The 26,133-nt window shown below is 69.1% G+C and carries 17 protein-coding genes, 2 pseudogenes and 1 riboswitch; of the genes and pseudogenes, 12 read left to right on the top strand and 7 right to left on the bottom strand.

Going from position 1 to position 26,133, the window contains the following annotated elements; translation table 11 throughout:
- The first annotated feature begins 305 nt into the window (after positions 1 to 305).
- From C593_RS0100400 to C593_RS32835, 5 genes are all read left to right on the top strand, one after another.
- Positions 306 to 4,364 carry a LamG-like jellyroll fold domain-containing protein gene (locus C593_RS0100400; protein ID WP_486591060.1) on the top strand — a complete coding sequence of 1,353 codons (4,059 nt, stop codon included), beginning with the start codon at positions 306 to 308 and terminating at the stop codon, positions 4,362 to 4,364.
- Between the two features lie 492 nt (positions 4,365 to 4,856).
- Entirely contained in the window at positions 4,857 to 11,375 is a 6,519-nt protein-coding gene (locus C593_RS0100395; protein ID WP_018845321.1) for a polymorphic toxin-type HINT domain-containing protein, read from the top strand.
- A 16-nt stretch (positions 11,376 to 11,391) separates the two neighbouring features.
- The gene (locus tag C593_RS0100390) at positions 11,392 to 11,715 is read left to right on the top strand and encodes a hypothetical protein (protein WP_018845320.1); all 324 of its coding nucleotides are present in this window, start codon (positions 11,392 to 11,394) and stop codon (positions 11,713 to 11,715) included.
- 427 nt (positions 11,716 to 12,142) lie between these two features.
- Positions 12,143 to 12,547, top strand: a complete 405-nt coding sequence (locus tag C593_RS33525) for a winged helix-turn-helix domain-containing protein (RefSeq protein ID WP_486591059.1) — start codon at positions 12,143 to 12,145, stop codon at positions 12,545 to 12,547.
- A 51-nt stretch (positions 12,548 to 12,598) separates the two neighbouring features.
- Positions 12,599 to 12,892, top strand: coding sequence for a transposase (locus tag C593_RS32835; RefSeq protein WP_158686790.1), 294 nt, complete (start codon positions 12,599 to 12,601; stop codon positions 12,890 to 12,892).
- Here the strand turns inward: C593_RS32835 and C593_RS33520 are convergent.
- A pseudogene (locus C593_RS33520) lies at positions 12,804 to 13,075 on the bottom strand (site-specific integrase); the annotation flags it as partial. The gene C593_RS32835 and the pseudogene C593_RS33520 overlap by 89 nt on opposite strands.
- Positions 13,076 to 13,214: 139 nt before the next feature.
- Between C593_RS33520 and C593_RS31145 the strand changes: the two are divergent.
- Positions 13,215 to 13,475 carry a universal stress protein gene (locus tag C593_RS31145; RefSeq protein ID WP_078521106.1) on the top strand — a complete coding sequence of 87 codons (261 nt, stop codon included), beginning with the start codon at positions 13,215 to 13,217 and terminating at the stop codon, positions 13,473 to 13,475.
- A 148-nt stretch (positions 13,476 to 13,623) separates the two neighbouring features.
- Here C593_RS31145 and C593_RS0100375 read toward each other — a convergent pair whose 3' ends face one another.
- The 6 genes from C593_RS0100375 to gcvT all read right to left on the bottom strand — a co-directional run bounded on the left by C593_RS0100375 (position 13,624) and on the right by gcvT (position 18,892).
- Positions 13,624 to 14,043, bottom strand: a complete 420-nt coding sequence (locus C593_RS0100375; protein ID WP_018845317.1) for a PIN domain nuclease — start codon at positions 14,041 to 14,043, stop codon at positions 13,624 to 13,626.
- A complete protein-coding gene (locus C593_RS0100370) occupies positions 14,043 to 14,285 on the bottom strand; it encodes a type II toxin-antitoxin system VapB family antitoxin (protein WP_026277217.1) in 243 nt (80 codons plus the stop codon). Before C593_RS0100370 ends, C593_RS0100375 begins: the two co-directional genes overlap by 1 nt.
- A gap of 154 nt (positions 14,286 to 14,439) precedes the next feature.
- The gene (locus C593_RS0100365) at positions 14,440 to 15,810 is read right to left on the bottom strand and encodes an L-serine ammonia-lyase (protein ID WP_018845315.1); all 1,371 of its coding nucleotides are present in this window, start codon (positions 15,808 to 15,810) and stop codon (positions 14,440 to 14,442) included.
- Between the two features lie 214 nt (positions 15,811 to 16,024).
- A complete protein-coding gene (gene glyA / locus C593_RS0100360) occupies positions 16,025 to 17,284 on the bottom strand; it encodes a serine hydroxymethyltransferase (RefSeq protein ID WP_018845314.1) in 1,260 nt (419 codons plus the stop codon).
- 11 nt (positions 17,285 to 17,295) lie between these two features.
- Positions 17,296 to 17,673: a glycine cleavage system protein GcvH gene (gene gcvH, locus C593_RS0100355; RefSeq protein WP_018845313.1), complete on the bottom strand. Its 378-nt coding sequence runs from the start codon at positions 17,671 to 17,673 to the stop codon at positions 17,296 to 17,298.
- A 103-nt stretch (positions 17,674 to 17,776) separates the two neighbouring features.
- Positions 17,777 to 18,892: a glycine cleavage system aminomethyltransferase GcvT gene (gcvT, locus tag C593_RS0100350; RefSeq protein WP_018845312.1), complete on the bottom strand. Its 1,116-nt coding sequence runs from the start codon at positions 18,890 to 18,892 to the stop codon at positions 17,777 to 17,779.
- 164 nt (positions 18,893 to 19,056) lie between these two features.
- A riboswitch (glycine riboswitch) is annotated at positions 19,057 to 19,152 on the bottom strand.
- 230 nt (positions 19,153 to 19,382) lie between these two features.
- On the opposite strand from gcvT, the pseudogene C593_RS0100345 reads away from it, so the two are divergent.
- From C593_RS0100345 to C593_RS0100320, 6 genes and pseudogenes are all read left to right on the top strand, one after another.
- A pseudogene (locus tag C593_RS0100345) lies at positions 19,383 to 20,045 on the top strand (AAA family ATPase); the annotation flags it as partial.
- A 389-nt stretch (positions 20,046 to 20,434) separates the two neighbouring features.
- Entirely contained in the window at positions 20,435 to 21,184 is a 750-nt protein-coding gene (locus C593_RS0100340; RefSeq protein ID WP_018845310.1) for an enhanced serine sensitivity protein SseB, read from the top strand.
- Between the two features lie 192 nt (positions 21,185 to 21,376).
- Entirely contained in the window at positions 21,377 to 22,183 is an 807-nt protein-coding gene (locus C593_RS0100335) for an enhanced serine sensitivity protein SseB C-terminal domain-containing protein (protein WP_018845309.1), read from the top strand.
- A gap of 221 nt (positions 22,184 to 22,404) precedes the next feature.
- Positions 22,405 to 24,075, top strand: a complete 1,671-nt coding sequence (locus tag C593_RS0100330; RefSeq protein ID WP_018845308.1) for an ABC transporter substrate-binding protein — start codon at positions 22,405 to 22,407, stop codon at positions 24,073 to 24,075.
- Between the two features lie 87 nt (positions 24,076 to 24,162).
- Entirely contained in the window at positions 24,163 to 25,167 is a 1,005-nt protein-coding gene (locus C593_RS0100325) for an ABC transporter permease (protein ID WP_018845307.1), read from the top strand.
- A 1-nt stretch (position 25,168) separates the two neighbouring features.
- On the top strand, positions 25,169 to 26,131 hold the full coding sequence (locus tag C593_RS0100320) for an ABC transporter permease (protein ID WP_018845306.1): 963 nt from the start codon (positions 25,169 to 25,171) through the stop codon (positions 26,129 to 26,131).
- Positions 26,132 to 26,133: the final 2 nt, after the last annotated feature.

The raw sequence follows: 26,133 nt of genomic DNA, 5'->3' as shown, positions 1-26,133 counted from the left end.
TTGTACCTGTGAGAAAACTGTGGATGCTTCGCGAGCGTGGTGCGCCCAATGTGTGTACCCGAAACCGGTTCGGTGGCCCGGCTGTTGCCGGCCTGCTCGGGGTGTCGTTTCTTCTCGGTGTCCTGCCGTCCACAGCCGGCGGTGCGGTGGCGGCGGATGCTCTCGCGGCCCCCGTGGCGCAGTCGCCCGGGACCTCCGCTACCGGATCCGCCGAGCCGGAGGTGCCGGAAGCGGAGGCGCGCGCGAGGGCCTCGCGGACCGGGAGTCCGGTCGAACTCACCGCGCTCCGGGGCGAGACGCGTGAAGTGTTCGTGACTCCCGAAGGTGACCTGGAAGCCCGCGAGTACCTGCGGCCGGTGTGGACACGGGCCGAGGGTGCCTGGAAGCGCGTCGACACCGATTTGGAGAGCACGCGCGAGGGGACGGTTGCGCCTGCCGCGTCCACGGTGAATCTGGAGTTTTCCGGAGGCGGGGCTGACGATCCGCTCGTCCGGCTGGAGCGATCCGGCCGCGAACTGAGCCTGTCGTGGCCCGGTTCGTTGCCCGCCCCGCGACTCGACGGGCCGGTGGCCACGTACGAGTCCGTGCTGCCGGACGTCGACCTGCGCATGACCGCACAGGAGGACGGGTTCACTCAGCTGTTGGTGGTGAAGTCTGCGGAGGCCGCCCGAAGTCCCCAGATGGAGGAGCTCCGGCTCAAGCTCTCCACGGAGAAGCTGGACGTCCGAGTGACGGACGAGAACGGCCTGGAGGCCGTCGACGCCGGTGCCGGAGCAGCAGTCTTCGAGGCGCCGAAGCCGATGATGTGGGACTCCAGTCCCGGCCCGGGGGCCGCGGCCACCGCCCCGGTGGGGAAGGCATCCCCGGCGGGTGCGAGAGCGGCTCGCTCGCAGGAGGCCCCAGAGGCTGCCGGGGCGGAGCCCGGCGCAGGCGAGTCGGGCAAGCTCGCTCCGGTGGGAGTGGAGGTGCCGGCCGGGCAGGAGGAGCTGGTGCTCACCCCGGACGCCGAGGTGCTGCGGTCGGACGGCACCGTCTACCCGGTGTTCATCGATCCGCAGTGGTACACCCCGCGGAACACGGCGTGGACGATGGCGTCCCGGTACTGGGCGTCGGCACCGCAGTGGAAGTTCAACGGTGATCCGGACGCCGGACTCGGATACTGCAACTGGTCCTACTGCGCTCCGCACGACACCAAGCGGCTTTTCTACCAGATCCCGGTGTCCAGGTTCGCGGGCAGGACGATCCTGTCCGCGGAGTTCGTGGTCCGCAACACCTGGTCGGCGTCCTGCTCGCCCCGCTCCGTCGAGCTGTGGAGGACGGAGGACATTTCCTCGTCGACCACATGGAACAGTCAGAAGGCTTCCGGCTTCTGGATCGAGCATCTGGCCTCCGACTCGTTCGCTCACGGCTATACGGGCTGCTCTGCCAAGGACGCCGAGTTCAACGTCAAGTCGGCACTGCAGGCCGCAGCGAACAACAAGAAGCAGACCATGACGTTCGGCCTGCAGGCAGCCAACGAGAACGACGGCTACGCCTGGAAGCGCTTCTCGGACAAGGCGTATCTGCGCGTGAAGTACAACCGAGCGCCGTCGCAGATCAAGATGTCGCAGTTGTCGGCGGAGTACGGCGGTACCTGCAAGAGGCCGTCCGACGCGGCGCGGGTGCGTACTTTGGGCAAGATATACGCCAACAACGTGACCGACCCGGACGGCGACAACGTCGCCGTTGAGTTCGAGGCCCAGTGGGATTCGGGTGACGGGAAGGGAACCATCGTCCGGTGGAGGTCCGGGCGAACGGGCTCCAAGAAGTCGGGTTCCGATTTCACCGTATCCCTGCCTTCGTCCGTGACCAAGAACAAGCAGGCCTTCTGGTACGTCCGTTCCTACGACGGTGCCCAGTACTCCCCCTGGTCGACCTCCGGTGACCCGACAGGCTGCTACTTCGTCTACGACACAGCTGTCCCCAAGGCGCCCACCATTTCCTCCGGCGACTACCCGGCATCCGATCCCGAGGACCCGAACGACCCCTGGCACGACGGAGTGGGCAAGCACGGCACCTTCACGTTCAAGGCCGCTGACAGTGACGTCACGAAGTACTGGTTCGGTATCAACAGCGACCCCAGACCCGAGAACACGCTCCCCACGTCCGGAGGCGCCGCGAGGAGTATCCCGCTGCTGCCCGCCAAGCCGGGGCTGAGCTTCGTCACGGCTCGGGCGTTCGACCAGGCGGGCAACGGCGGTGAGACCCGGACCTATCGGTTCCGAGTCAAGGCAGGGCAGCCCGAGCGGGCGGTCTGGGCACTCGACGAGGGGAGCGCGGCGCGCCAAGCCGCGGGTTCCTCGGGTGCCCGCGCCGCCGTACTGCACGGCGGCGCCACGACCGGAGCCACCGGCAAGCTGGGCAAGGCCCTCCACCTGGACGGCAGCAGCGGGTACGCGGCGACCGACATCCCGACGGTCAACACCGCCAACGGATTCAGCGTGTCCGCCTGGGTCAAGCTCGACCGAGTGCCGGCGGGCGCCGCCGTGGTGGCGACACAGCCGGGCAACCACTCCCCGGGATTCGAGCTGTACTACTCCCACGGCTACAACCGCTGGGTCTTCAACCAGTACACCTCCGACACGGCGGGCGCTTCGATCGCACGGGCGATGGCCCCGCAGGCCGGCGGCGTCACCGCGAACGTCTGGACACATCTGGTGGGTGTCTACAGCGGTGGCGACAAGGAACTGCGGCTGTACGTCAATGGAGTGCTGGCCGGCTCCACTCCGTACACGACCGCATGGGACGCCAGGCGGGGGCTCCAAGTCGGCGCAGCGAACCTGAACGGTTCCGTGACCAACTACTTCCCCGGAGCCATTGACGAGCTGCGCATCTTCGACAAGCCCGTCAGCGCCACCGAGGTGGCCCGTCTGCACAATGTGGAACCCATCGGCACCGGACGGACGGCGCGCGCCGTCTTCCCCATGGACGAGGATGCCGGGGCCGCTCAGGTCATCGGCCGGGCCGACACCCAGCCCCTCGCTCTCGTCGGCGATGCGCAGTTGGGGAGTCCCGGTGTCGCAGGTAAGGCATTGGAACTGGACGGAGCCGGCGATTACGCGCACACCACATCGCCCCACACCGACACCCAGCGCCCGTTCACCGTTTCGGCGTGGGCGAAGCTCGCCCGGACCCCCAGCCAGGCGGCCACCGTGGTCGCTCAGATCGGCACCAACCGGCCCGGATTCGAGTTGTATTACTCGAAGACCCACAACCGCTGGGGCTTCACCCAGTACTCCGCCGACACATCGGGGGCTCAGCAGATCCGGGTCGTGCAGCCGGAGGGCACTACTGCGAGGCCGGGCGAGTGGGTGCACCTCGTGGGTGTTCATGACGCAGTGGACAGGACGCTCACCCTGTACGTCAACGGCACCAAGGTGGGGAGCGTGCCGCAGACCGCCCCCTGGTACGCGGGCGGACGGGTCCAGGTCGGTGCCCTGAGCACGGACGGCGGACAACTGACCCAGTTCTTCCCCGGGCAGATCGACGATGTGCGGCTGTACGACCGGCCGGTCTCCGCGGAGGAGGTCCAGCAGCTCTTCCGGCAGCGTCCCATTGTCAAGGCCCGCTGGAAGTTCGAGACGGCCAGTTCGGCCACGCCGCCCACCACACCGGACGCTTCTGCGACGGGTATGGGTCTGAGCCTGCACAACGGCGCGAGGCTGGGATCGGGCTGGGTGGACGGTGGTCTCGAGCTCGACGGCGTGGACGACTATGCCGCGACCACGGCCGGCGATGTTCCCGTTGACACCTCCGGAAGCTTCACCGTCAGCGCGTTCGTCCAGGCCGCGGCCACGCCGACTGCACCAGCCGTTCTGATCAGTGCCCCTGGAAGCAGCAAGAGCGCCTTCGAGGTCCGTTACGTCCCGAACGCGACACCGGACACCGGGGGCCGCTGGCAGATCACCACCAGCCAGGCCGACACCACGTCGGCCGCAGGGACCGACGTGGCGTACGGACCGTTCGGCGGAGTGGGGGAGTGGCATCACGTCGCCCTGGTCTACGACGGATTCGCCCGGGAACTGCGTCTCTACGTCGGCGGTGAGCTGGAGGAGACGGCATGTGCCGATTCCGACGGCGACGGTGTGGCGGACGACTCCGCCTGCGAGGAGAGGATCTCCCGCGCCGAGAACGTGATCACGTTCAAGGCTGCGCAAGGGCTCCACATCGGCCGGACGAAGACCGGTGCGAACTCATGGGGCGAGTACTGGCCGGGTGCTGTCTCGGACGTGTGGACCTTCCAGGGGGCGCTCGGCGAGACCGCCGTCGCCCACTTGTCCGAAGGCGTTCCCGGCGCCGACACCGTCGTCCCCGGAAGCTACTGACCACGTGCGGGTCCGGCGACACGGCCGGACCCGCACCAGCACGACTCCCCCCACTGCCGCGGTACGGGTTTCGTACCGCTAACTGTCACCCACGCACTTCCCGACGGACTCGCACGACGAAGGATGAGGATGAACGGTAGACAACGGACGCGAGTCCGTTCCCTGCGCCGCCGAATAGCGCTGGGTTCGGCCGTGGTCATGATGGGAACCCTGCTCCAGGCGGCGACCCAGCCCGTTGCCTCGGCGGTCGATCGTGGTACGGGCCGTCCCGACCTTCCTGCCTCGGAGAAGCCGGTGGCCGTCACGACGGTCCCGTTCGTTCCACGAGATCGTGCGCCTGCCGACGCGTCAGTGCGGTCACCACGAGCCGTCTGGCCGAAGGCGGGCACCGCTACCGTGGAGGTGCCGAAGAGCGGTTCGGCTGTCGTGCGTGCCGGAAAGCTTCCCATCGCCCTGGGCAACTCCCGGACGTCCACGCCCGTACGAGCCCGGATGCTCGACCGTGATACGGCCCGTCGAGCGGGAGTCGACGGCCCGCTCTTCAGCCTGGAGGCTGTCGGGCCCTCCAGGTCCAAGACGTCCGTCCGCGCCCGCCTCGACTATTCGGCCTTCGCCGCCGCCTTCGGTGGCGGCTACGCCGACCGGCTGAAGCTGGTCGAGCTGCCGGCCTGCGCGCTGTCCACGCCGGAAAAGGCCGCATGCCGCTCCGCCGAGCCCGTCGACACCGTCAAGGACACCGAGAAGCAGACGCTCACCGCCCGGAGCGTCACCCTCGCACCCTCCCGTGCCACGGTCCTGGCGGCCGTCGCCGACGACGCGAGTATGGGCGGTGACTACAAGGCGACCCCGCTCTCGCCCTCCGCGCAGTGGAGCACCAGTCTCAACACCGGTGACTTCTCCTGGTCGTACGCCATGAACGTGCCCGAGGTCCCCGGTGGACTGGCGCCCAGCGTCGGTCTCTCGTACTCCTCGGGATCCATAGACGGCCGCACCGGAAACAGCAACAACCAGGCCTCATGGGTCGGGGACGGGTTCGACCTGTGGCCCGGCTCCATCGAGCGCCGCTACAAGTCGTGCGCCGACGACGGAGTCGAGCGCCCCGACGGAAGCAAGCCGGCCGACCTGTGCTGGGCCTACGACAACGCCTTCATCTCCTTCAACGGCAGGGGCGGCGAACTCGTGCCGACCGGTGCCGATACCTTCCGGCTGCGTGACGACGACGGCACCACCGTCCAGCGCCTGCGAGGAACGGGCACGAACGTGCGCGCCAACGGCGCCCGTGACGACGAGTACTGGAAGGTCACCACCCCCGACGGGGTGCGGTACTACTTCGGATACAACCGGCTGCCCGGCTGGGCATCCGGCAAGGAGACCACCGACTCCACCTGGACCGCCCCGGTCTTCGGAGACGACGCCAACGAGCCGTGCCACGCCTCCTCGTTCGCCGACTCCTGGTGCCAGCAGGGCTGGCGCTGGAACCTGGACTACGTGGTCGACCCGTACGGCAACGCGATCGCCTACTACTACGACAAGGAGTCGAACTCCTACGGCCGCAACCTGGACGAGAAGGCCAATACGCGTTACGTCCGTGGCGGCTCCCTCGACCGCATCGAGTACGGGCTGCGCTCCTCGAGCATGTACTCGACGCAGGCCCTTGCGAGGGTGGACTTCACCAACGGCAAGCGATGCCTGCCCGCAGGCGGCACCACCTGCGCCGAGGTGGAGACCGACGCCTTCCACTGGTACGACACTCCCTGGGACCTGAACTGCAACGCCGGTGCGACCTGTGACCAGGGGCGGCTGGCACCCGTCTTCTTCACCACCAAGCGCCTCGCCACCGTCGTCACCCAGGTCCTGAGGGACGGCGCCTACGCGGACGTCGACTCGTGGACACTCGGCCACCGGTGGGGGGAGGCCGACACGGACTACCAGCTTCTGCTGCAGTCCATCCAGCGCACCGGCAAGAGCGCCAGTCCGGCCATCACCCTGCCGAAGACCACTCTCGGGTACACCCAGCACGCCAACCGCCTCGACCGGACCGGAGACGGCTACGCCCCGTTCATCAAGGAACGCCTTGCCTCCGTCGCCGACGAGGCAGGCGGACAGATCGACGTCAACTACTCGGACGCTGCCTGTGACGCCTCGGCGCTGCCCACCCCGCAGACCAACACCACCCGTTGCTTTCCCCAGTACATAGGCGGCAGCGGCACCGCTGACCCCGAGCTGCACTGGTTCAACAAGTACGTCACCTCCACGGTCACGCTGACCGACCGCACGGGCGGCGCTCCCGACCAGGTCACGATGTACGACTACCTGGGGGACGCCGCCTGGCACTACGACGACGATGACGGGCTGACCAAGGAGAAGGCCAAGACCTGGTCGCAGTGGCGCGGTTACGGCCACGTCCGCGTCAGAACGGGTGGGCAGGGCGGCGCCGCCGCGATGAAGTCCCAGGCAGACAGCTACTTCCTGCGCGGCATGGACGGCGACCGCAAGACGCCTGACGGGGGTACCAAGTCCGTCACCGTCGCCCTCGGAGAGGGTGAGGGCGCCCAGCTCACCGACCATGAGTCGGCCGCCGGCTTCGAGTACAAGACCGTGCAGTACTCCGGCTCCCAGGGCCGCGTGCTCGGCAAGACCGTGAGCCGTCCCTGGCACCACGAGACGGCGAAGAAGGTCCGCTCCTGGGGCACGGTTACCGCCAACCTCACCGGTACAGCGCAGGCCCGCTCCTGGACGTCACTCGACGAAGGCGCCGGTAATCGATGGCGGACCACCACGACCGCCAACACGTTCGACACCGTTGCCGGACGTATCACCCAGATCGACGACCGCGGCGACGACTCCACCACCACCGACGACAAGTGCACCCGCACCTCCTACCCGCCGGCGGGTGCGATCCTCGCGCTTCCGGCCCGGGTGGAAACGGTCTCCAGAGCCTGCGGCACCACCCCCACGCGCCCCGGTGACGTGATATCCGACGTCCGCACCGCCTACGACGGCCTCGCCTACGGCGCCACGCCCACCAAGGGCAGCGCCACGGCGACGGCGATGCTCAAGGCGCACGACGGCACCACGGCCACCTACACCGAGACCGCTGCCACGTACGACGGCTACGGCCGCAGGCTCACGACGAACGACCTCAGCGGCACGGTCACCGTCAAGGACGACACGGTGACCCGGACCGCGCGCAACGACGGCCGCGTCACCACCACGGCCTACACCCCGAGTACCGGCTTCCCGGACTCGGCCAAGATCACCACGCCGCCGGTCACCGCGGGAGACAGCGCCACCGCGCACACCACCACCACCGTCCGCGACCCGCTCCGCGGCATGCAGCTCAGCATCACGGACACCAACAACAAGGTCACCAACTTCGCGTACGACGCGCTGGGGCGGAAGACCAAGGTCTGGCTCGCCGACCGTCTGACCGGTCAGACCCCCACCTACGAGTACACCTACACCGTCGCGGAGAACCGGCCCATCGCCGTCGGTACCAAGACCATCGGCAATAGCGGGAGTCAGGACACCTCCTATGTCTTGTACGACGGCTTCCTCCGCCCGCGGCAGACGCAGGCACCAGGGCCCAACGGCGGAAGGCTGCTCACCGACGTCTTCTACGACGAACGCGGCCTGACGGCGAAGGAGTTCCTGCCCTACTACGCCACCAACAAGCCTTCCACAACGCTTGTCACGCCGCAGGACGCCCTCGGCGTGGAGACCCAGAACCGCTACACCCACGACGGGCTCGGCAGGCAGACGGAGCACCGGCAGATCTTCGGCAACGGCGATGGCGGCCAGGTCCTCGGCATCACCCGCACCCTGTACGGCGGCGACCGCACCACGGTCGTCCCGCCCCAGGGCGGCACCGCCACCACTACCCTGACGGACGCCCGGGGGCAGACCACCGAAATGCGCCAGCACCACCAGCGCACGGCCGACGCCTCGTTCGACACCACCAAGTACGACTTCACCCCGGCAGGGTCCCTGTCCAAGGCGACGGACCCCGCAGGCAATGAATGGACCTACGAGTACGACCTTCTCGGGCAGGTCCAGCAGACCAAGGACCCCGACAAGGGCACCCTCAAGTACTTCTACGACGACCGCGGCCGTCTCACCTCCACCCAGGACGCCCGCAACACCACACTCGCCTACACCTACGACGGTCTCGGCCGCAGAACCGAGATTCGTTCCGGTTCGTCGACCGGCCCCCTGCGAGCCAAGTGGACGTACGACACCATCAGCGGCGCCAAGGGTCACCTCGCCGAATCCACGCGGTATGCGGACGACGGCTCCGCCTATGTCAACAAGGTGATCGCCTACGACCGCCTCTACCGGCCGCTCCGCACCTCGGTGACGATCCCGGCCACCACCGCCAACGCCGGACTCGCCGGCACCTACCAGTCGAGCGCCACCTACAAGGAATCCGGCCTGGTCAACGGGATCGGCCTGCCCAAGGCGGGCAGCCTGGCCGCCTCGTCCGTCGTGTTCGTCTACGAGGACGCGACACTGCGTCCGCTTGCCGTGGACGGCCGTGAGGGCCTCAGGGCCACCACTTCCTACAGCCTGACCGGCAAGCCCCTGCAGCACGAGCTGTCCAACGCGGGCGGCAAGAAGACCTGGGTGACGAACGAGTACGAGGCAGGCACCCAGCGGCTCTCGTACACCCGGGTCGACCGAGAGGACGTGGCGGGCGTGGACCAGGCGTCCACCTTCCGCTACGACGAGGTCGGCAACGTCCTGTCCGTCTCGGACACCTCGCGCGCCGGCACCGACACCCAGTGCTTCACCTACGACTACCTGCGCCGCCTGACGAAGGCGTGGGCCCAGTCCACCAAGACCTGCGCTCAGGCGCCCAGCGCATCGGTCGTCGGCGGGCCGGCACCCTACTGGTCCTCCTACGGCTACGACGAGACCGGCAACCGCACCACCGAGACGCAGCACAACACCGCCGGCGACACCACCAAGGACGTCACCAGCACCTACGAGTACCCGGCGCCCGGCGCCAACGCGGTCCGCCCGCACGGTCTGACATCCGTCACTCGCAACGGACCCGGCGTCACCCAGGGCGACTTCTTCACCTACGACGCCACCGGCAACACCGAGACCCGCACCCTGGGCGACGGCACCAGTCAGACCCTCAAGTGGGACGCGGAGGGCCGGCTCGTCAAGGTCACCGAACCGGTCGAGGGCGGCTCGCCGAAGGTCACCGAATATCTCTACGACGCCGACGGCAACCGCCTGATCGCCCGCACTCCGACCGAGTCCGTCCTCTACCTCGACGCCACCGAGATTGCGGTCGCCAAGGGCACGACCACCCCGAAGGCGACCAGGTACATCGCGCTCGGCGGCGGCCACCAGGCCGTCCAGGCCGACGACGGGAAGGTCTCCTTCACCACAGCCGACCACCACGGCACGGCCCTGCTCGCCATCGATGCAGCAACCCAGCAGCTCAGCCAGCGCCGCACTCTGCCCTTCGGCGGCACCCGCGGCCCTGAGCCGGCAACCTGGCCCGGCACCAAGGGCTTCGTCGGCGGCACCATCGACGAGTCCACCGGCCTGACCCAGGTCGGCGCCCGCTCCTACGACTCGGCAACCGGGCGCTTCCTGTCGGTCGACCCGATCATGGACTTGACCGACCCTCAGCAGGTCAACGGCTACGCCTACGCCAACAACAACCCCCTCACCTTCTCCGATCCCTCGGGCCTCTTCTGCGACGGGTGCGGCCACAACAACGACGATTCCGTCTGGGCCCCCGACAAGGGCAACGGCCCTGGTTGCACCACCTACACCTGTCACGACAGGCCGAAAAAGAAGGGGAACAACGGCAGTAAGGGGAACGCAGGGAAGGGGACATCCAACAGCTCCCCGACCGGAACGATCGTCATCGGCAAGAAAAACGGCAGAGTGACGATCGAGGGAGTCGAGATCCTCACGGCGCGGGAACTGGAGGCAAGGTTCCCTCAGTATGGCGAGGGAAAGAGACTCGAAGCCTGGGCAGAAAGTCTCTGCTACATCGTGCAGGACGAGACGAAGTCCTTCTGTGGTGCTGCGGAGGCGCTGGGGATAATCGACCGCACGCCCAACCGCTTCGACCGCATCGTCACGGCACTGGTTGTACCCGATGTCGATGCCTGGAAGAGCTGTCTTGGCGGGGAAAGCCTCACCGCCTGCGGAAACGCCGCTCTTGACCTGCCCTGGGCACGCGTACTGAAGGGCCTCAAGGTCCTGAAGGCCGAGAGACTGACTTGCAGCAGCTTTGTCCCCGGGACGCACGTCCTGATGGCTGATGGGACAACGAAGCCCATCGAGGATGTCCGGATCGGCGACAAGGTTTTGGCCACCGACCCTGAAACCGGCCAGACGGCGATCAAGACGGTGACCGCCGAGCTCACCAGCACCGGATTGAAGTTGCTGGTGACGATCACCCTCACCGTCGATGGCAAGAAGTTCAAGGTCACGGCGACTGACAACCACCCCTTCTGGCAACCGGGCGGCAGTGGGTGGGTCGACGCCGGCGACCTGGTGGTAGGGCAGTATCTCGAGACCTCTGACGGCGAGTCGGTCCGGATCACGCGCATTGAACGAGCGGAGCACCCCACCCGGGTTCACAACCTCACCGTCGCGGACCTCCACACGTACTATGTGCTGGCGGGCGAGACTCCGGTACTCGTTCACAACAGCAACTGCGGAATTCGTCAACACGACAAAGCCCGCGGCGCTGCCGGTGTCGATGAAATGACGGCGACGTTTGAGAAATTCTACAAGAAGTCTGATATCTACAGCGAGAGCTACGGGAATGGACTTGACTTGTGGACCCCTTACGGCAGGCGTCAAGTGGACATCGCGGTCAGGAACCCAGACGGAAACCTTCACCTTTACGAGGTGAAGGTGAATAAATCGAACTACACCAGGGGTCAGCGAAGGAAGGACGAATGGCTCGCGAAGACGTACGGGTTTGAAATCTCGGTCGTCCGGCGCGGTACAGCGTGTCCAATCTGCAACCCCTAACCCGAGAGGATGGCCTGTGAGCAGCGACTTCGGCTTCTGGAAGCGCTCTACCGGGAACCCTGAGGAAGTCTTCGACAGCCTTGCCGAGGGCGACACCAGCGACCTTGTCATGAGCCTTGACGTCTTGCGCTTCCGGGAGGAGTTGCTGACTAGGTGGCCGGATGTGGAGGACGTTCTGGAGCCATCTCAATTTGACCTGGAAGAGGAACCGGATGACGAGGGAAAGTACATCCTTCTGACCCTCTCGGTTCGCCAACTTGAATATCTCCCTGAGATTCTCGACATGGCGAAGAGGAACGGCCTCGTCGGATTCAGTGGAGTGGGGGGGGAGCCGATTTAGGCTTCCGATTCACTACGCATCCAAGCGCAAAGATGCGGCCCCCGTAGGTGTCGCCTACGGGGGCCGTTCTGCGGCTTGAGGCAGTAGATGACGCTGAGGTTGAAAGGGTGGGGTGACAGTCGGTGTAGGCGGTGCTACATCCTCGTCATGTGGTACGTGGATAGCGGCGGTCTGACTGCCGCGGGGCGGGCGAAGCGTGAGGCGGTTCGCTTCGAGGTCGCGGAGATGTTCGGGCAAGGGGTGCGGCCGCCGGAGGTGGCCCGCAGGGTGTCGCGGAAGTCGGCCTTGCCTGGCACACGACCTGGCGGGACGGCGGCAGATCAGCCCTGGCCTCGAAGGGGCCTGGTGGCTCTTCCTCTCAGCTCAGCGATGACCAAACCGAGCGCCTGCAGGCCGAGTTGGAGGCTGGCCCGGCGACGCACGGCTGGTGCGAGGACCAGCGGTGGACCCTGGCGAGGGTCGCGGAGCTGATCAACCGGCTGTTCGCATACGGGTACCCCCCGCGGGGGTGTCCTACCTGCTGCACCGGCTGGGCTGGTCTCCGCAGGTGCCCGCACGCCGGGCCGTCGAGCGCGACGAACAGGACGTGGAGCAGGGGGGCGGAGCAGTGGTCACGGGTATGAGGACGGCCCAGTTCCTGGGCGCGTGGATAGCTTTCGAAGACGAGCTCGGCCAGGACCTGAGACCCGGCAAAGGCGGGACCTGGTCACGGCGGGGCATGACTCCGCTGGTCAAGGTGACGGGCAAGGGATCGGGCCGGGTGCTGATGGCCGGGATGGTCTGCGTCAGACCGCGCCGTGAGACCAGGCTGATCTACCGGACCCAGACGTAACGGGGCCGGACCGGCGAAAAGAAGGGCTTCCGGGCCCGCGAGTTCGCGGACCTGCTGACCTCAGCCCGCCGGCAACTCGGCGGTGCGCCGCTGATCGTGGTGTGGGACAACGCCAGCACCTTGTACGCCAAGGCCCTGCGGGACCTCTGCGACCGCAACAGCGACTGGCTGACCATCGTCAAGCTCCCGCCCCACGCGCCCGACCTCAACCCCGTCGAAGGCGTCTGGGCCCACCCTTTCAACCTCAGCGGCAACGTCAGCGGACGAGCGTGTTACAGGGTGGCGGTTCGTCGCCGTCGCCGATGGCCGTCTCGGTGGCCTCCGACGGGCCAAGGGCGGTGCTGAGACGTTGATGGCGTTGTGTTGGAGGCGGAGTCGGACGTGGGCGTAGACGGTGGCGGTGACGCCGATGTGGGCGCGGACGGGGAGTTCCTTGATGACGAATTCGACCCCCTGATCCAGGAGCAGGGTGGGGGTGGAGTGCCGGAGGTCGTGGAAGTGGATGCGGCGGTGACCGGTCCGGTCTAGAGATCATCTCGTCTGGTGGTTCGAAGCCAGGGCGACCCGGCGGGCTGGGCCTGCAGTGGTGGTGCGGATATGCAGGGATGCGCGAGGTCAATGAGCTGATCAACGTCGATGATCCGGCCCGGCGGGCCCGGACGTCCCCCTGCACGCGGTCGTCTCCCGGGCGACCCCGGGCGCCGCCCTGGTCGACCTCGCGGACGGCCCCGACGACCTGATCGTCGTCGGCACCGGCACCCGCCGCGCGCTGGGCCGCCTGCGCCCCTCCGTCGCGGGCTACTGCCGCACCCGCGCCACCTGCCCGGTCCTGACCGTCCCGCCCTCCCCGCTCCAGGCCGACCTCGACCGCCTCCACCGCCGCAACCGCTGGCACCTGCCGGTACGCGTCCGCGACCTGGCGGCGTGAGCCGGCGGCGCGGTCGGGGATCAAACGGATCGCGGCGGCGGAGCACACCCGCCGCCAGCACCGAGCCGCCGAACAGCGCCGGCGGTCGCACCGTGGCCGCCAGGACGAGGACGTTCACCAGGAGCGCAAGGGTGAGTCCGGACGGCGTTCAGCGGTCGGCGATGCCCGGTGGCACGACCCACTCGGTGGGCTGACCGGTCAGGGAGGCGATCATGTCGAAATCGCCGTCGTAGTGGAGCACGGTCAGCCGGTTCAACTCCGCTGTGGCGGCGAGGAGAAGGTCGGGCAGTGACAGTGCCCGGTGGAAGCCCGCGTTGAGAGCGTGGCGCTGGATCTCCAGGGCGCGGGCGAAAGTGCGGTCGTCACTGCGCAGGTAGTCGAAGGCGTGGAGCCAGGTGCTGATGCGCGTTGCCTCGGCGGTGTCCCGGGCCGAGTGGACCATCTCGTACTCGGTGGGTTCGCAGACTGCGAGCAGGTAGCGTTCGTGGAGGGGCTGGAGTACCTCTCTGACGCCGGGTTTCGTCCAGCGCGCCAGAGCGGACTTGTCGATCAGGTAGCGGTCCTGCATCAGGCCGCCCGGCCGCCTTCGCGCTTGAGGGTCCCGTCGGCGTTGCGCGGGCCGGTGCTCTCGATGATCTCGCTGAAGTCGAAGTCGCCGGCGTCCATGGCGTCGAAGCCCTCCTGCCGCAGGTGCCGTTTGACGGCGTCCTCCATGGCGAGGCGTACGGCCTGAGCTTTCGTCTTGGTGCCGAAGATCCGCATGGCCTCGGCGACCATGGTGTCGTCGAGGTCGATCACTGTCCTTGCCATGCTGGTCTCCTCGCGTCAACGGAACCATCAAATGATATCTGATTTGCTCGGCAAGTGATATCGCCTGATGTGCCCGGCGTGGTCCGGGGGTGAATGACAAGGAAGGCCCTGCCAGCGCTGACAGGCACCAACGCGCTGGTCAGGGCCTATTTCCCTAGCACTCGATGATGTTCACCGCCAGCCCGCCCCGGGCCGTCTCCTTGTACTTGACGGACATGTCCGCCCCCGTGTCCTTCATGGTCTTGATGACCTTGTCCAGGGACACCTTGTGGCTGCCGTCGCCGCGCAGGGCCATCCGGGCCGCCGTGACGGCCTTCACCGCCGCCATGCCGTTGCGTTCGATGCAGGGGATCTGGACGAGGCCGCCGACCGGGTCGCAGGTGAGGCCGAGGTTGTGCTCCATGCCGATCTCGGCCGCGTTCTCGACCTGCTCGGGGGAGCCGCCCATGACCTCGGCGAGGGCGCCCGCCGCCATCGAGCAGGCGGAGCCGACCTCGCCCTGGCAGCCGACCTCGGCGCCTGAGATGGAGGCGTTCTCCTTGAAGAGCATGCCGATCGCGCCCGCGGCGAGGAGGAAGCGGACCACGCCCTCCTCGTCGGCGCCCGGAACGAAGTTCACGTAGTAGTGCAGGACCGCCGGGATGATGCCCGCCGCGCCGTTGGTGGGGGCGGTCACGACGCGGCCGCCGGCCGCGTTCTCCTCGTTGACGGCCATCGCGTAGAGGGTGATCCACTCCATCGCGAGGGCCGCCGGGTCGCCCTCGGAGCGCAGCTTGCGGGCCGTGGTGGCGGCGCGGCGGCGGACCTTGAGGCCGCCGGGGAGGATGCCCTCGCGGGACATTCCGCGCGAGACGCACGCCTGCATCACCCGCCAGATGTCGAGCAGGCCCTCGCGGATCTCCTCCTCGCTGCGCCACGCCTTCTCGTTCTCCAGCATCAGCGCGGAGATCGACAGACCGGTGTCGCGGGTGAGGCGCAGCAGTTCGTCACCGGTGCGGAAGGGGTGCTTCAGCACGGTGTCGTCCGGGACGATCGGGTTCTCCCCGGCCACCGCGTCCTCGTCGACGACGAAACCGCCGCCGACCGAGTAGTACGTCTTCTCCAGCAGCAGCGTGTCCTCGGCGTCGTGCGCGGCGATGGTCATGCCGTTGGCGTGGTACGGGAGGGCCTTGCGCCGGTGCAGCACCAGGTCCTTGTCGAAGTCGAAGGCGATCTCGTGCATGCCCAGCAGGTCGAGGCGCCCGTCGGCCTTGATCCGCTCCACCCGCTCGTCGGCGCCCTCCACGTCGACCGTGCGGGGGGACTCGCCCTCCAGGCCGAGCAGGACGGCCTTCGGGGTGCCGTGGCCGTGGCCCGTCGCGCCGAGGGAGCCGAAGAGCTGGGCGCGTATCGAGGCGGTGTGGGCGAGCGCGCCCTCGTTCTTCAGCCGGCGGGCGAACATCCGGGCGGCGCGCATCGGACCCACGGTGTGGGAGCTGGACGGGCCGATGCCGATCGAGAACAGGTCGAAGACCGAGATGGCCACGGGGAACTCCTTGGGGGTGGTAGACGCCGTCGTCTGCCGGGTCGTGCGGAGGCAAAGCCATACAGCGCGGTACGTGGTGCGGGGCACCGCGCTCACGGCCGGTGCGCGCGGTGCCCCTCGTTGTGGTGCGTGCCGCACGGGCGTGCGGCGGGTCCGGTGGCCGGGCCGGTGCCGCGCGGATGCGGCGCGGGCCCGGGTGCGGACCGGGGTCCGGTTACAGACCAGGGTAAAGCGGGTGCTTCTCGGCCAGCGCCGTCACCCGGGCGCGCAGGGCGGCCGCGTCGTACGACGGCTTCAGGGCCTCGGCGATGATGTCCGCGACCTCGCGGAAGTCCTCGTCCTGGAAACCGCGGGTGGCCAGCGCCGGGGTGCCGATGCGCAGACCCGAGGTGACCATCGGCGGCCGGGGGTCGTTCGGGATCGCGTTCCGGTTGACCGTGATGCCGACCTCGTGGAGGCGGTCCTCGGCCTGCTGGCCGTCCAGCTCCGAGTTGCGCAGGTCCACCAGGACCAGGTGCACGTCGGTGCCCCCGGACAGCACGGAGACGCCGTGCTCGCCGACGTCCGCCTGGACCAGGCGCTCGGCCAGGATGCGGGCGCCGTCCAGGGTGCGCTGCTGGCGCTCCTTGAAGTCGTCCGAGGCGGCGACCTTGAAGGAGACCGCCTTGGCCGCGATCACGTGCTCCAGCGGGCCGCCCTGCTGACCGGGGAAGACCGCCGAGTTGATCTTCTTGGCGAGTTCGGCCGTCGACAGGATCACACCGCCGCGGGGGCCGCCCAGGGTCTTGTGGGTGGTCGTGGTCACGACATGGGCGTGCGGCACCGGGTTCGGGTGCAGGCCCGCCGCGACCAGGCCCGCGAAGTGGGCCATGTCGACCATGAGGAACGCGCCGACCTCGTCCGCGATCCGGCGGAAGGCGGCGAAGTCCAGCTGCCGCGGGTACGCGGACCAGCCGGCGACGATCAGCTTCGGCTTGGACTCCTTGGCGAGCCGCTCGACCTCGGCCATGTCGACCTGTCCGGTGGCGTCGTCCACGTGGTAGGCGACCACGTTGTAGAGCTTGCCGGAGAAGTTGATCTTCATGCCGTGGGTCAGGTGACCACCGTGGGCCAGGTTCAGGCCCATGATCGTGTCGCCCGGCTTCAGCAACGCGAACATCGCGGCCGCGTTGGCCTGCGCGCCCGAGTGGGGCTGCACGTTCGCGTGCTCGGCGCCGAAGAGCTCCTTGATGCGGTCGATCGCGATCTGCTCGACCACGTCGACGTGCTCGCAGCCGCCGTAGTAGCGGCGGCCCGGGTAGCCCTCGGCGTACTTGTTGGTGAGGACGGAGCCCTGCGCCTCCATGACCGCGACCGGAGCGAAGTTCTCCGAGGCGATCATCTCGAGGGTGGACTGCTGACGGTGGAGCTCGGCATCGACGGCGGCGGCGACGTCCGGGTCCAGCTCGTGGAGAGGGGTGTTCAGAAGCGACATAGGGAAGATCCTCAGTTGCCGGAGAACTCGGTGTACTCGTCCGCGGAGAGCAGGTCCTTCGGCTCCTCGCTGACGCGCACCTTGAAGAGCCACCCGCCCTCGAACGGGGCGGTGTTCACCAGGGACGGGTCGTCCACCACGGCCTGGTTCGCCTCGACGACCTCACCCGAGACCGGGGAGTACAGATCGCTGACCGACTTGGTCGACTCCAGCTCGCCGCAGGTCTCGCCCGCGGTCACCGTGTCACCGACCTCCGGGAGCTGCGCGTAGACGACGTCGCCGAGCGCGTTGGCCGCGAACTCGGTGATGCCGACCGTCGACACGCCGTCCTCGGCGGCCGACAGCCACTCGTGCTCCTTGCTGAAGCGAAGCTGCTGGGGGTTGCTCATGACCAGAATTCTCCTGTACGCGGGGGAGTGGTGGTGAACGGGAGGGGAGTGCGGGCGATCACGTCGGGTGCGTACCGGTCCTGTCCGGCACGCGCGGCTGCGGTCACTTCCGGCGCTTGTAGAACGGCAGCGCCACGACCTCGTACGGCTCATGGGTACCGCGGATGTCGACGCCCACGCCCCCCGTGCCCGGTCCGGCGTGCGCGGCGTCCACGTACGCCATGGCGATCGGCTTGCCCAGGGTGGGGCTCGGGGCGCCGGAGGTGACCTCGCCGACCACCTCGCCGCCCGCGACGACGGACATCCCGGCGCGCGGCACCCGGCGGCCCTCGGCGACCAGTCCGACCAGCTTGCGCGGCGGCGCGGCCTCGGCCCGCTCGGCGGCCTTCTCCAGCGCGGCGCGGCCCACGAAGTCACCGGGCTTCTCGAACTTCACGACCCGGCCGAGGCCGGCGTCGAACGGCGTCAGCGCGGTGGTCAGCTCGTGCCCGTACAGCGGCATGCCCGCCTCCAGGCGCAGGGTGTCGCGGCAGGAGAGGCCGCAGGGGATCAGGCCCGCGTCCCGGCCGGCCTCGGTGAGGGCCCCCCACAGCTTCTCGGCGTGCTGCGGGTCGACGAAGAGCTCGAAGCCGTCCTCGCCCGTGTAGCCGGTCCGCGCGATCATCGCCGGGACACCGGCGACCGTGCCCGGCAGGCCCGCGTAGTACTTCAGACCGTCCAGGTCGGCGTCGGTGAGGGAGGCCAGGATGCCGGGGGACTCGGGGCCCTGGATCGCGAGGAGCGCGTAGGCGTCCCGGTCGTCGCGGACCACCGCGTCGAAGCCGGCGGCCCGCTCGGTCAGGGCGTCCAGCACGATCTGGGCGTTGCCCGCGTTGGCGACGACCATGTACTCGGTCTCGCCGGTGCGGTAGACGATCAGGTCGTCGACGATGCCGCCGTCCTCACGGCAGATCATCGTGTAGCGGGCGCGGCCGGGGCCCACGGTGGAGATGTTGCCGACCAGGGCGAAGTCCAGCAGGTCCACGGCCTGGGGGCCGAAGACGGTGATCTCGCCCATGTGGGAGAGGTCGAAGAGGCCGGCCCTGGTGCGCACGGCGGTGTGCTCGTCCCGCTCGCTGGCGTAGCGCAGCGGCATGTCCCAGCCGGCGAAGTCGGTCATGGTCGCGCCCAGCGAGCGATGCAGGGCATCGAGCGCGGTGCGGCGAGGCGAAGTGCTCATAGGTGAAGCTCCCAGGGCATGACGGCGAGGACGATCCTCCCCATCTGTCATCGGAACCTGAGAGGTTCGCCACGACCCCGCGTACGGATGGTCGTCCGTATCCGGGCGGTCGTGACTTGCACCTTGGGTGGAGCCGCCGACGCGGCCCGCTTTTCAGATCTGCCTCATCGCACGCGGTACGGGGCCTGAGAGATTCAAGGGAGGAACTTGCTCCTTCGGCACCCGGGCACAGATGGCCGGGACTCTCCCGCGCGGATTCAAGCGGCCGGTATGCAGTTGGCGCGCACATCATTGCACGCATCGGGGAAGAGTGGGGGCGTGCGGTGCCACGGATCCGGCCCGGGGTGCCCGGCCGGCGCTCCGGGGGCTTCCCGGGGGCCCGGATGAGGCGCACCGTGGCGAAACCGGCGGAATCGCATTACCAGTTCTTTACACTGCGTGAGCAAGCTTGTTGGGCAGGGATGTCACGACCCGGATGAGGGGGAGGGTGATGACGTTGCAGCAGTCCCGTGCATACGCCGCGGCCGCGGGGGTGCCGGCGGGCCGCCGCCCGGACCTGACCGTGCCCGGAGCGGCCGGGGTGCGGGCGCCCGTCCTGCGCGACCTGCGGGAGCGGCCGGGCCGCGTCCCGCGCGTCCTGGAGTTCGCCGCGGGGGACCTCGTCGTCGTCTCCGGCCTGCCCGGCAGCGGCAAGTCGACGCTCATCGGCCGGACCGCGCCCGGCCGGGCGATCGACTCCCAGGACACCCGCGACCGCTGGGACGCACGGATGCCCCGCCGCCTGCCGTACGCGGTCTACCGCCCGCTCGTCCGCCTCGCGCACTACGCGGGGCTGCTGCGCTCCCTGCGCTCCGGGGAGAGCGTGGTCGTCCACGACTGCGGCACCCAGGCGTGGGTGCGCCGGTGGCTGGCCCGGGAGGCGGCCGGGCGGGGGAGAGCCCTGCACCTGGTCCTTCTCGACGTGCCGCCCCGCGTCGCCCGTGACGGCCAGCGCGAACGCGGCCGGGGCGTCTCCGGGTACGCCTTCGCCCGGCACCGGCGGGCGGTGGCCCGGCTGATCGCCGACGCGGAGGCCCGGCGGGGGCCCGCGGGCTGCGCCTCGGTGGTCCTGCTGGACCGGGCGGCGGCGTCGGGGCTGCGTGCGCTGACCTTCACGGCGGGCGCGCCCGCTCCGGAGGCGCCGGCCGCCCCGCCGACCGCGCCGGTGCTCACCGAGGCCCCGGTCACACCTCCGGCCCCGGTCACGCCTCCGGCGCCGGTCACACCTCCGGCCCCGGCTGCCTGAGGAGACGGCTCCCGGCCGGGCCCGGCCGGGAGCGCCCCCGATAAACTCCGCGCGGAGTTCCACGGAACCCCGCGCGGAGTGGGCGTCGCGACGCCGAAGACGAGCCGGACGCCGAGACGGCACCGGGAGACGAGGACGAGCCGGGAGACGAGGACGAGCCGGGCGCCGAAAACGAGCGGACGCCGAAGACGAGCGGACGCCGAGACGGCACCGGGCGCCGAAGACGTGCCGGACGAAGAGACGAGCAGGACGAGCAGATGGACAACCCGCACCACGGCTGGCCCGGCAACGAGTTGGAGGAGACCCTCGCCGCCTCCCTCGGCAACCCGGCCGCCGGCGCCCGCATAGTCGAGGTCCTCGGCCGCAGCCACATATGGGTGCCCCTCCCCAACGGCGGCGGCCCCGCCAGCCCCAACCTCGACCTGCCGACCACGGAGATCGACGGCGCCGCGTACGTCCCCGTCTTCAGCTCCGAGCAGCAGTTCCTGGCGACCGTCGGCTCGCACATGCCGTTCACCGTCGCCCCCGCCCGCGACTTCGCCCGCGGTCTGCCCCCGCAGCTCGGCATCGCCGTGAACCCCGGCGGCGCCGTCGGCGTCCCCCTCCCGCCGCCCGCGGTCGCCGAACTCTGCCGGGACGGGCACACCGCGCTCGACGCCTCCGGCACCGGCGGCCGGGTCCGCCTCTTCGAGCCGGACTGGCAGGACGAGCCCGTCGACTTCCTCGCCGCCGCGGCGGGCGAGTTCGAGGCGTCCGGTGTCGTCCTCAGCGGCCGCCGCGCCCTCGCCTCGATCGAGGGCGACGCGCCGACCCTCTTCGTCGGCGTACAGCTCGCCGCCTGGGGCGAGTCCGACCGCACCGCCCCGCTCGACGCCCTCGGCCGCGCCCTCGGCCGGGCCGGCGTGCCCTGGCCCGTGAACCTCGTCCTGCTCGACGTCGCCCGGGACCCGGTCGGCGACTGGATGCTGGAGCGCGTGCGCCCCTTCTACGAGCGGCACGCATCGTAGGAGAGCCGGGACGGCACGGGGGGACAGGCCCGAGAAGCCGGGTCTGTGTCGCCCGCGGCGCCTAAGCTGGTTTGATGGCCTGAACAAATGCTTCGACGCGGTATGCCACGGCACGGCCGCGTCGGCAGGGCGGGCGAGGGCGCGGGACCGCGAGGCGCGGACCGGCGGATCGATGAAGGGGCGGAACCCAGGGTGAGTGCGTCAGGCACCGCGGCGGCCGGACAGGTCGAGCACATGCTGCGCCAGGTGACGCCCGGGCGCTACGACGCGTACGAGGCGCTGCTCCACGCCCTCGCGGACCCGGCCGGCAGCCGTCTGTGGATGCTGCTGTGGCACGGGCAGCCCGGCTCGCCCGACGCCCAGTACGGGAACATGGAGGTCGACGGCGTCGGCTATGTGCCCTGCGCGACCTCGCCCCAGGAGCTGTCCGCCTCCGGCTGGACCCGCGCCCACGACGTCGTCACCGGCCGGGACGCGGCCCGCGCCCTGTACCCCGAGCGCTACGGGATCTGGCTCAATCCGCACGCCCCCGGCGGGGGTGTCGGCATCCCCTGGCCCGACCTGCGCCGCATCGCCACCGGGCTCGACCGGATGCCCGCGGGCCCGCTGCGCCTGTCGGAACCGACCATCGAGATCCCCCAGTTCTACGCCCTGCTCGCGCAGAACGCGCACCGCACCCCGGCCGTGCGGGCGCTGCGCCGCGCCTGGGTGCAGCCCGCGGTCGGGGTTGCCTACCTCGCCGTCGGCCTGGACCTCTACGACAACGGCCCCCAGGCGGTGGACGCGGTACGGGCGATGCTGCGCCAGTCGGTCGGCGCGGCACCGGACGGCCTGCCCGTCTCGACCGTCGCCCTCTCCGACGACTACGACCCCGTCACCCTCTGGATGCGGGCGAACACCCGGCCGTTCTACGACCGCGAGGCCCACGGCCCCGCCGCCCCGGCCGCTCCCGCCCCGGGCTACGGCTACCCGCAGCCCGGCTCCGCCGGCCACCGCTGACCCCCCTCGGACGGGCCGGGAATCCCGGGCCGCACCGCCTCTGAACTGCGTCATGTGTCAGGGGTGTTAACCGGTCGGGAGTGGATGTCCCGTATCGCGCCGTTTTGTTGAGCGTCCGGGTCTCGACTGGGTATCACCGCTATCCGGACTGTTCTCCCCGGTGGTTCCCGTCTGTAGTGTTCGGCCGTCAAGACTCCACATGGTGAACCAGGGGTGGACCCATGCGAATATTCAAGTCCGGGGCGATCCGGGCGATCACGGCGACGGTTGCCGTCGGCCTGATCGCGACCGGCTGCGCCAGTGAGCGGGACAAGGACGGTGACAAGGCGGGCGCGAAGGACACCTTCGTCTTCGCCGGCGCCGGTGACCCCGGTTCCCTGGATCCCGCTCTCGCGAGCGACGGCGAGACCTTCCGCGTCACCCGTCAGGCGTTCGAGGCGCTTCTGGAGCACGAGTCCGGCGGCAGCGAGCTCGTCGGCGGCCTGGCCGAGAAGTGGTCGAGCAACCCCGAAGGCACCGTGTGGACCTTCAACCTGCGCCAGAACGTGAAGTTCCACGACGGTGAGGCGTTCAACGCCGCCGCCGTCTGCGCGAACTACGACCACTGGTTCAACTGGAAGGGCACGTACCAGTCCAGCGCGGTCTCCTACTACTGGCAGACCATCATGGGCGGGTTCGCGAAGAACGAGGACGCCGAGGCGCCCAAGGCGAACTACAAGTCCTGCACCGCCAAGGACGAGAACACCGCGGTCATCGAGGTCAACGAGCCCTCCGCCAACCTCCCGGGCGGCTTCTCCCTCCAGGCCCTGGCGATCCACTCGCCGAAGGCCCTCAAGGAGTACGCGAAGCAGGACGCGACCGCCAAGGGCGACGCGATCACGTACCCCAAGTACAGCCAGGAGGCCGGCACGGTCGCCGGCACCGGCCCGTACAAGATCACGAAGTGGAACAAGGGCAACAAGGAAGTCTCGCTCACCCGCTTCGACGACTACTGGGGCGACAAGGCGAAGGTGAAGAACCTCGTCTTCCGCACCATCGACACCGAGGAGGGCCGCCGCCAGGCGCTCCAGGCCGGTGACATCGACGGCTACGACCTCGTGGCCCCGGCCGACGTGAAGACGCTGGAGGGCGAGGGCTACCAGGTCCCGACCCGTGACGTCTTCAACATCTTCTACGTCGGCATGAGCCAGGGCGCCAACCCGGCCCTGAAGAAGCCCGAGGTCCGCCAGGCGATCACGCACGCGATCGACCGGGAGAACATCGTCAAGACGCAGCTTCCCGAGGGCGGCAAGGTCGCGACCCAGTTCATGCCCGACACGGTCGCCGGCTTCTCCGACAAGGTGAAGACGTACCCCTTCGACACCAACAAGGCGAAGGACCTCCTCAAGCAGGCCGGCGAGGAGAAGCTGACCGTCGAGTTCTGCTACCCGACCGAGGTCACCCGCCCGTACATGCCCGCCCCGCAGGACATGTTCGAGCTGATGAAGGCCGACCTGGAGAAGGCCGGCATCACCGTCAAGCCGAAGGCCATGAAGTGGGCTCCGGACTACCTGGACGCCACCGAGGCGGGCTCCTGCGCCCTGCACCTCCTCGGCTGGACCGGTGACTTCAACGACGGCTACAACTTCATCGGCACCTGGTTCGCCGGCCCGGACAAGCAGTGGGGCTTCAAGGACGACAAGGTCTTCGACGCGGTCAACGCCGCCTCGAAGGTGACCGACCCGAACGGCCGCGTCGAGGCGTACAAGAAGGCCAACGAGGTCATCGCCGAGTACGTCCCGGGCGTCCCGGTCTCGTCCTCCCCGCCCGCCATCGCATTCGGCAAGAACGTCAACCCGCCGAACGTCTCCCCGCTGACGCAGGAGAACTTCGCCGAGGTCTCCTTCAAGTAATCGCACACCTGCGGGTCCCGCCCGGCCACAGTACTTCCGTGGCCGGGCGGACCTGCATCAACGCATAGTGAGAAAGGGGCATGCGGGGTGCTGCGACTTGTCGTCAGAAGACTGCTACAGCTCATTCCCACCCTGCTCGGCCTGTCGGTTCTGCTTTTCCTGTGGCTGAACCGGCTGCCCGGCGGACCCGCCTCAGCGATCCTGGGCGAGCGGGCGACCGAAGCCGAAGTGGCGCGCATCAACCGGGCTCTGGGACTCGACGAGCCCGTCCACATCCAGTACTGGCGCTTCCTCAAGCGCATCTTCGAACTCGACCTCGGCACCTCCACCCAGACCGGCCAGCCGGTGTGGGAGGAGTTCACGCTGCGCTTCCCGGCCACCGTGGAACTCAGCGTCGCGGCGATCCTCATCGCCGTCGTCGTCGGCATCCCCCTCGGATACCTGGCGGCGAAGCACCGCGGTGGCTGGCTCGACGTGGCCTCCGTCTCCGGTTCGCTCATCGGGATCTGCATCCCGGTCTTCTTCCTGGCCCTGCTGCTCAAGGGCGTCTTCGCCGTCCAGCTCGGCTGGTTCCCCAGCTACGGACGCCTCTCCACCGGACTCGACGCCACCGATGTGACGGGCTTCGCGATCCTCGACGGCCTGCTCACCGGTGAACTCGACGCCAGCTGGGACGCGATCGTGCACCTGATCCTCCCCGCCGTCGCCCTCGCCTCCATCCCCCTCGCGGTGATCGTGCGCATGACCCGGGCGAGCGTCCTGGAAGTCCTCGGCGAGGACTACGTCCGCACCGCCGAGTCCAAGGGGCTGGAGAAGCGGGTCGTCCGCGGCCGGCACGTCCTGCGCAACGCGATGCTCCCGGTGATCACGGCCGTCGGCCTGCTGACCGGCAGCCTGCTGTCCGGCGCGGTCCTCACCGAGTCGGTGTTCTCCTTCGGCGGCATCGGCTCCTTCATCCGCACCTCGATCGACGCGCGCGACTACCCGGTGCTCGTCGGATTCATCCTCTTCATCGCGATGGTGTACGTGGTCATCAACCTGCTGGTCGACCTCGCGTACAGCCTCATCGACCCGAGAGTGCGGGTGCACTGACGTGACGACCTTGACCAAGAAGGCCGACAAGATCGACCGGCTCGCCGAGCTGATGCAGTCCTCCGAGGCCACCAGCGGCGCCAGCCTCTGGCGCGAGGCCATGCGGCGGCTGCGCGGCAGCAAGATGGCGATCATCGGTGCCGCCATCATCGCCGCGTTCGTGGTGCTCGCGATCATCGGGCCCTGGATCGCCCCGCACACCCCCACCGCGCAGACCTGGCGCGGCGATGTCCTGGCCAACCAGGGCAAGTTCGTCGGCATGCGCGGCGAGAACTGGTTCGGGCTCGACCACCTCGGCCGCGACATGTTCTCCCGGATGCTCGTCGGCGCCCGGCAGACCCTGCTCGTCGGCGTCGTCTCGATGCTCATCGGCCTGATCGTCGGCGCCTCGGTGGGTGTGGTCTCCGGGGCCGCCGCCACCCTCGGCGGACGCGTCGGCCGACGCGTCGACACCGTGATCATGCGCATCACCGACATCATGCTGTCCCTGCCGTCACTGCTGCTGGCGGTCTCCATCGCGGCGGTCATGGGCCAGTCCCTGACCACCGTGATGATCGCCGTCGGTGTCGTCCAGATTCCGATCTTCGCCCGCCTGCTGCGCGGTTCGATGCTCGCCCAGGGCGGCGCGGACTACGTCCTCGCGGCGAAGGCCCTCGGGGTGCGGAAGAAGCGGATCGTGCTCACCCAGATCCTGCCGAACTCGCTGAGCCCGGTGATCGTCCAGGCGACGCTGAGCCTCGCCACCGCGATCATCGAGGCCGCCGCCCTGTCCTACCTGGGCCTCGGCAACCCCGACCCGGCCATCCCCGAGTGGGGCGTGATGCTCTCCCAGGCGCAGCGCTTCTTCGACAACGAGCCGATGATGGCGGTCTACCCGGCGGTCGGAATCATCATCACCGCCCTTGGCTTCACCCTGCTCGGCGAGGCCATGCGCGAAGCCCTCGACCCGAAGCTGCGAGGCTGAAG

The organism is Streptomyces sp. CNT372, assembly GCF_000377145.1.
This window is presented reverse-complemented; position numbering and strand designations above follow the sequence as displayed.